Origin of the sequence: Streptomyces sp. 130 (assembly GCF_007096885.1) — a bacterium.
Classification (GTDB): domain Bacteria; phylum Actinomycetota; class Actinomycetes; order Streptomycetales; family Streptomycetaceae; genus Streptomyces.
In genome coordinates, this window is sequence record NZ_VJNO01000040.1 from 56,080 (window position 1) to 62,868 (window position 6,789).

General features: G+C 69.9%; 7 protein-coding genes. All 7 read left to right on the forward strand.

Annotated features, from left to right (window positions below; all coding sequences use genetic code 11):
- Positions 1–8 precede the first annotated feature (8 nt).
- A complete protein-coding gene (locus FKN01_RS26905) occupies positions 9–422 on the forward strand; it encodes a roadblock/LC7 domain-containing protein (protein WP_143625015.1) in 414 nt (137 codons plus the stop codon).
- A 127-nt stretch (positions 423–549) separates the two neighbouring features.
- Positions 550–957 (forward strand): DUF742 domain-containing protein, encoded by a 408-nt coding sequence (locus FKN01_RS26910; RefSeq protein WP_018521347.1) that lies wholly within the window; start codon positions 550–552, stop codon positions 955–957.
- Positions 938–1,522 (forward strand): ATP/GTP-binding protein, encoded by a 585-nt coding sequence (locus FKN01_RS26915; protein ID WP_028444348.1) that lies wholly within the window; start codon positions 938–940, stop codon positions 1,520–1,522. Before FKN01_RS26910 ends, FKN01_RS26915 begins: the two co-directional genes overlap by 20 nt.
- Positions 1,523–1,866: 344 nt before the next feature.
- Positions 1,867–5,085, forward strand: a complete 3,219-nt coding sequence (locus tag FKN01_RS26920; RefSeq protein ID WP_143625017.1) for a nitrate- and nitrite sensing domain-containing protein — start codon at positions 1,867–1,869, stop codon at positions 5,083–5,085.
- Positions 5,086–5,095: 10 nt separating this feature from the next.
- Positions 5,096–5,509 (forward strand): roadblock/LC7 domain-containing protein, encoded by a 414-nt coding sequence (locus FKN01_RS26925; protein ID WP_143625029.1) that lies wholly within the window; start codon positions 5,096–5,098, stop codon positions 5,507–5,509.
- A 98-nt stretch (positions 5,510–5,607) separates the two neighbouring features.
- Positions 5,608–6,342, forward strand: a complete 735-nt coding sequence (locus FKN01_RS26930; RefSeq protein WP_143625019.1) for a DUF742 domain-containing protein — start codon at positions 5,608–5,610, stop codon at positions 6,340–6,342.
- A partial coding sequence (locus FKN01_RS26935; RefSeq protein ID WP_143625021.1) for an ATP/GTP-binding protein occupies positions 6,323–6,789 on the forward strand: 467 nt, incomplete at its 3' end. The genes FKN01_RS26930 and FKN01_RS26935, both read left to right, overlap by 20 nt.

Below are 6,789 nucleotides of genomic sequence, written 5' to 3' on the forward strand. Positions count from 1 at the left end.
TGAGCCCGATGAGTCAGGCCGCACAGAATCTGAACTGGCTGATCACCAGCTTCGTGGACAACACCCCAGGGGTGTCGCACACGGTGGTGGTCTCGGCGGACGGGCTGCTGCTGGCGATGTCCGAAGGTTTCCCGCGCGACCGCGCCGACCAGCTGGCGGCCGTCGCGTCCGGGCTGACCTCGCTGACGGCCGGCGCCTCCCGGATCTTCGAGGGCGGCGCCGTCAGCCAGACCGTGGTGGAGATGGAGCGGGGCTTCCTGTTCCTGATGTCCATCTCGGACGGTTCCTCGCTGGCCGTGCTGGCCCACCCGGACGCCGACATCGGTCTGGTCGGCTACGAGATGGCCCTGCTGGTGGACCGGGCGGGCACCGTCCTGACCCCGGACCTCCGCGCGGAGCTCCAGGGCAGCCTGCTCCACTAGGCGGCCGTGAACCAGTGACACAGACGATCAACCCGACCACCCACCCTCGACCGTCCGGCCGCTTACAGCCCCCCACCGGCCCCTTCAGACGGCAAGCCGACACCCTGCTGTCACGCCCGGAGGATTCATGACCCCGCCACCCGCCTCACCCGATCCGTACGGCGCGTCGAGTCACGCGTCGTACGAAGGTGAGGGCGACCAGCCGCTGGTCCGTCCGTACGCCATGACCGGCGGACGCACCCGGCCGCGCTATCAGCTAGCGATAGAAGCACTGGTCAGCACCACGGCCGATCCCGCGCATCTGGGGACCCTGCTCCCCGAGCACCAGCGGATCTGCCATCTGTGCCGCGAGGTCAAGTCGGTGGCCGAGGTCTCGGCCCTGCTGTCGATGCCCCTCGGTGTGGCGCGGATTCTCGTCGCGGACCTGGCGGAAGCCGGCATGGTGGCCATCCACCAGCCGGGCAATGGAGAGGCCGGCGGCGCGCCGGATGTGACACTGCTCGAAAGGGTGCTCAGTGGACTTCGCAAGCTCTAACGGCGGCGCGGCGACCCGGGCCACCACCTCGGCGAAGATCGTCGTGGCCGGTGGGTTCGGCGTGGGCAAGACCACGTTCGTCGGTGCCGTCTCGGAGATCAATCCGCTGCGCACCGAAGCCGTGATGACGTCCGCCTCGGCGGGCATCGACGACCTCACGCACACCGGCGGGAAGACCACCACGACGGTGGCGATGGACTTCGGCCGCATCACCCTGGACCAGGACCTGATCCTGTACCTCTTCGGTACGCCGGGCCAGGACCGGTTCTGGTTCATGTGGGACGACCTGGTGCGCGGCGCGATCGGCGCCGTCGTCCTGGTCGACACCCGCCGGCTCGCCGACTGCTTCCCGGCCGTCGACTACTTCGAGAACAGCGGGCTGCCGTTCGTCATCGCCCTCAACGGCTTCGACGGCCACCAGCCCTACACCCCGGACGAGGTGCGCGAGGCCCTGCAGATCGGCCCCGACACGCCGATCATCACCACGGACGCGCGGCATCGCGCGGACGCGAAGAGCGGCCTGATCACGCTGGTCGAGCACGCTCTGATGGCCCGGCTGAAGTAGTCGCAAGTCGGAAGTGGCATACGGCAGTTACCGTAGCCACCCGGGGGCGGGCTGTGTCTTTTGACACGATCCGCCCCCGCCTTCATAACGTTTCGAAAGAGAATTGCCCGGTGATCGACACCGGATGCGCACGAGCGGTCTCGCTGCGCTCACATGAGCCTCGCCTTTTGGCGGGGCTCGCTCTTTATGCCCGATTTATCTGAGGCGTGAGCCACTCGGAATCGCCCATTCCGACTGTTTGGAACGCGGCCACCGGCCGTGCTGCAATTCCAACTCCCGAGTAGTACGGCCCTGAACAAAACCCGGCACAGCGTAGGTGCCGACGCCGAGAGGTTGTTGGTCGAGTGAGGCGTAACAACGAGGGCTCCACGGCGCAGGCGGAGCGGGGCAACTTCACCCCGCCGTCGCGTGCCGCGGCGCCGTCCGCCGACGTGTCCGAGGGGGCTCCGCCCGGTGGCAGCACCAGCCGGCTGTCGCCGCGCAACTGGCGGGTGCCCACCCGGCTGAACGCGATCCTCCTGATCCCGGTGCTGGTCGGCCTGGTCATGGGCGGCTTCCAGGTGAAGGGCTCGGTCAACACCTGGCAGGAGGCCCAGGACGCGGAGAAGACCGCGCTGATCGTGCGGGCCGCCGCCGAGTACGGACAGGCCCTGCTCAACGAGCGCGACCTCACCGCCCAGCCGCTGCTGTCGAACAAGCGCGAGGACGAGGTCGTCACACGGACCCGCGCCATCACCGACGCGGCCGCCGCCAAGTTCGCCGAGGCCGTCGAGGACATGCCGGCCAAGGAGGGGCTGCAGCGCCGCCTCAAGCTGTTCAAGCTGGAGGAACCGAAGCTCCCGCAGCTGCGCAAGGCGGCCTACACCGCGGCCATGGACCCGGTGAAGACCGAGGAGGGCTACGTCCAGGTCCAGCACTCCCTGATGGAGTTCTGCAACGAACTGGGCCTCGGCACCGGCAACATCACCAGCTACGGCCGGACCGTCTACGCGATCGAGCTGGCCAAGGCCGCAGAATCGCTTCAGCGCTCCATCGGCATGCACCTCCTGGTCCGTCCCAGCAAGGAGGACGGCAAGTTCGACGACCAGGTCAAGGCGTTCGGCTCGTACAACTACCTGGAGCAGATCGCCCTCGGCGAGTTCACCTCCGGCGGTACGGAGGCCGACGCGGCCCGGCTGCGCAAGGTCATGACCGCCAAGGCGGCCGAGGGCGCGGCGCAGCTGAAGGAGGCCAAGGAGAAGGCGGAGGCGGCCGGTGTGCCGTTCGTGGCGCCGCCCTCCGTCGACGGCTCGGTCTACGACGGCATGGCCAAGGAGATCGGCCTCGGCCGGGACCCGGACCAGCTGAAGGCGAAGGGGATCACCGCCGAGACCTGGATGGCCGCCGCCACCGCCAAGTTCGACGGCTACACCACGGTCGAGGACGAGCTGGTCGACAGGGCCGTGACCGAGGCGGCGGAGATCTCCTCCGACGCCCGGACCGACGCCATCGTCAACGCCTCGATCGTCGTCGTCGCCCTGCTGGCCGCGTTCCTCCTGGCCGGGCTCATGGCCCGCCAGATGAGCCGGTCGATGCGCCGGCTGCGCACCGCCGCCTTCGGGATCGCCGAGCAGCGGCTGCCCTCGCTGGTCGACCAGCTCTCGCGCACCGACCCGGGCCGGGTCGACACCCGCGTCCAGCCGATCCCGATCACCTCGCACGACGAGATCGGCGAGGTCGCCCGCGCCTTCGACCAGGTGCACCAGGAGGCGGTCCGGCTCGCGGCCGAGCAGGCCATGCTCCGGGGCAACGTCAACGCGATCTTCACCAACCTCTCGCGCCGCAACCAGTCGCTCATCGAGGGCCAGCTGACCCTGATCACCGATCTGGAGAACAACGAGGCCGACCCGGACCAGCTGGAGAGCCTGTTCCGGCTCGACCACCTGGCGACCCGCATGCGCCGCAACGGCGAGAACCTCCTCGTCCTCGCCGGCGAGGAGCCCGGCCGCCGCTGGAACCAGCCGGTGCCGCTGGTGGACGTGTTGCGCGCCGCCTCCTCCGAGGTGGAGTCGTACGAGCGCATCGAGCTCTCCGGCGTCCCGGAGACCGAGATCCACGGCCAGTCCGTCACCGACCTCGTGCACCTGCTCGCCGAGCTGCTGGAGAACGCCACGACGTTCTCCTCGCCGCAGACCAAGGTGCGGGTCACCGCGACCCGGCTGCCCGACGGCCGCGTGATGATCGAGATCCACGACAAGGGCATCGGCCTCACCGCCGAGGACTTCGCCGACATCAACCACAAGCTGGCCAACCCGCCGACGGTGGACGCCGCGGTCTCGCAGCGCATGGGCCTGTTCGTGGTCGGCCGGCTCGCCGACCGGCACGGCATCCGCGTCCAGCTGCGCCCCTCGGGCGAGCAGGCCGGCACGACCTCGCTGGTCATGCTGCCGGACGCGATCACCCACGGTGGCGGCGGCGACGCCCCGGAGCCGGACGACTTCACCGTCTCCTCGATCATCCCGCAGCAGCAGGCGTTCGACGCCGTGGCGCACCAGCAGCAGCTGCGTACGGCCGCCGAACTCGGCTTCGACGACTCGCGTTACGACGAGGGCTCCGCGGACCCCGCCCAGCTCGACCCGGTGGGCCGCTCGCTGATGCGCGAGGAGCGCCGGGCGGCGCTGGAGGCCCAGGCGGCCGGCGGCGAGCGCCGGCCGTTCCCGGAGCGGCCGGAGCAGCAGCCCGCTCAGCAGGCGCGGCCCGAACAGGTCTACGCCGAGGGCGCGTACGGCCAGGACGCCTACGCCGGAAACGGCCAGGACGCCTACGCCGCGCAGCGCTACGAGGGCGGCTACGACCCGTACGCCGGTGCGCCCGGCTACGACGCCCAGCCCGCCTACGACACCCCCCAGAGCGGCTATCCGGAGGCGGCCTACGCGGCCCCCGAGGCACCCGTGCAGGGCTATGACGAGCAGTACGCCGCCCAGCCTGCGCAGGAAGAGTGGGCAGATCAGGGCACGTACCAGGGCGGGTTCGAGCCAGTCGCCGAGGCGGAACCGGAATCTGAGGTGAGCGCTCCCGCCGAGCCGCGTGAGCGCGTAGGCTTCGAGCGTTCGGGCCCCGTCCCGAACACCGGCCACGAGCTGACCGAAGCCGGTCTGCCGCGCCGGGGCGGCCAGCAGCACTGGCAGCCCACGGGCCGCGCGAACGGCCGGTCCGCCGGAGCGCAGGAGCGTCCGCAGCGGCACGAACTGCCGCAGCGGCCGGCCTCGGCGCAGCAGGCCGCCGACGGGAACGCCGGAAACGACGGTTCCGACGACTGGCGTTCGGCCAACGACGAGCGCTGGGAGCGGGCCGAGAAGCTCCGGGAGCCGAAGGCGGGCGGGATAACCCCGTCCGGCCTTCCCCGGCGCGTGCCCAAGGCCAACCTGGTCGAGGGCACCGCCGAACAGTCCCAGCAGGGCGGCCCCCAGGTCTCCCGCGCTCCGGAAGACGTGCGTGGCAGGCTGAGCAACCTGCGGCGCGGTGTCCTCCGGGGACGCAACGCGGGTACGGACACAAGTACTACCTACAACCAGGAGCGTTAGTGTGAGCCCGATGAGCCAGGCGGCGCAGAATCTCAACTGGTTGATCACCAACTTCGTGGACAGCACCCCCGGGGTGTCGCACACGGTGGTGGTCTCCGCCGACGGACTCCTGCTGGCGATGTCCGAGGGGTTCCCGCGCGACCGCGCGGACCAGCTGGCGGCGGTCGCCTCCGGCCTCACCTCGCTGACCGCCGGCGCCTCGCGGATCTTCGAGGGCGGCGCGGTGAATCAGACGGGTGTGGAGATGGAGCGAGGATTCCTCTTCATCATGTCCGTTTCCGACGGGTCCTCCTTGGCAGTTCTCGCACACCCGGACGCCGACATCGGCCTCATCGGGTACGAAATGGCCCTTCTCGTCGACCGCGCGGGCAGCGTTCTGACGCCGGACCTCCGTGCCGAACTCCAGGGAAGTCTTCTTAACTAGTCTTATCCAGTAACCAGACAGTGCGTTTCGCGTCACCGCGCCATAGGGTGCGGTGGCGCGGTCCACTGGGATCAGGACCGGCAGGCGGAGGAGGAATCGTGGGTACACCCCCAGGCGGGCACCAGTACGACGGTGACCGGCACGTGCCGGGTGAGCACGGGGACGAACGTTTCAACTTCCCCTCCGCACCCGGCGGACAGGGCGCTCAGCAGCCTCAGCAGCCCTACCGGCCGTACGAGCAGGGCCAGTACGGCCAGGACCAGTACGGGCAGGACCAGTACAGGCAGGACCAGTACGGGCAGGACCAGTACGGGCAGGGTCAGTACGGCCAGGCCCCGTACGGCCAGGCGCAGCCCGGCTGGCCGCAGCAGGAGCCCCAGCAGCCGCAGCCGCAGCCGCGCCGGCCGCACCGCTTCGACGCGCCTCAGCAGCAGCCCCGCATCCAGCCGGTGCAGCCGCGGCAGGCTGCCGAGCCGGCGGCTCCGGCCGCGCACAATCCGCTGGTCCGTCCGTACGCCATGACAGGTGGCCGGACCCGACCGCGCTACCAACTGGCCATTGAGGCGTTGGTCAGTACCACGGCTGATCCGTCCCGGCTGCAAGGGCAGTTGCCCGAGCACCAGCGGATCTGCCGGCTGTGCTTCGAGATCAAGTCGGTGGCCGAGATTTCGGCCCTCCTCTCGATCCCCCTCGGCGTGGCCCGGATCCTCGTAGCCGACCTGGCCGAGGCGGGACTCGTCGCTATCCACCAGCCCGCCGGCGACGAGTCCGCCGGCGGCCAGCCAGATGTGACACTGCTCGAAAGGGTGCTCAGTGGACTTCGCAAGCTCTAGCGGCGGAGCGGCCCGCTCCACTACCTCGGCGAAGATCGTGGTGGCAGGGGGCTTCGGCGTGGGTAAGACCACGTTTGTCGGTGCCGTGTCGGAGATCAATCCGCTGCGCACCGAAGCCGTGATGACGTCCGCCTCGGCGGGCATCGACGACCTGACGCACACGGGGGACAAGACCACCACGACGGTGGCGATGGACTTCGGCCGCATCACCCTGGACCAGGACCTGATCCTGTACCTCTTCGGTACGCCGGGCCAGGACCGGTTCTGGTTCATGTGGGACGACCTGGTGCGCGGCGCGATCGGCGCCGTCGTCCTGGTCGACACCCGCCGGCTCGCCGACTGCTTCCCGGCCGTCGACTACTTCGAGAACAGCGGGCTGCCGTTCGTCATCGCCCTCAACGGCTTCGACGGCCACCAGCCCTACACCCCGGACGAGGTGCGCGAGGC

Excerpts from the sequence above, each read along its gene's own strand:
- FKN01_RS26905 (WP_143625015.1), top strand. The coding sequence starts at position 9 with ATGAGTCAGGCCGCACAGAATCTGAACTGGCTGATCACCAGCTTCGTG.
- FKN01_RS26910 (WP_018521347.1), top strand. The coding sequence starts at position 550 with ATGACCCCGCCACCCGCCTCACCCGATCCGTACGGCGCGTCGAGTCAC.
- FKN01_RS26925 (WP_143625029.1), top strand. The coding sequence starts at position 5,096 with ATGAGCCAGGCGGCGCAGAATCTCAACTGGTTGATCACCAACTTCGTG.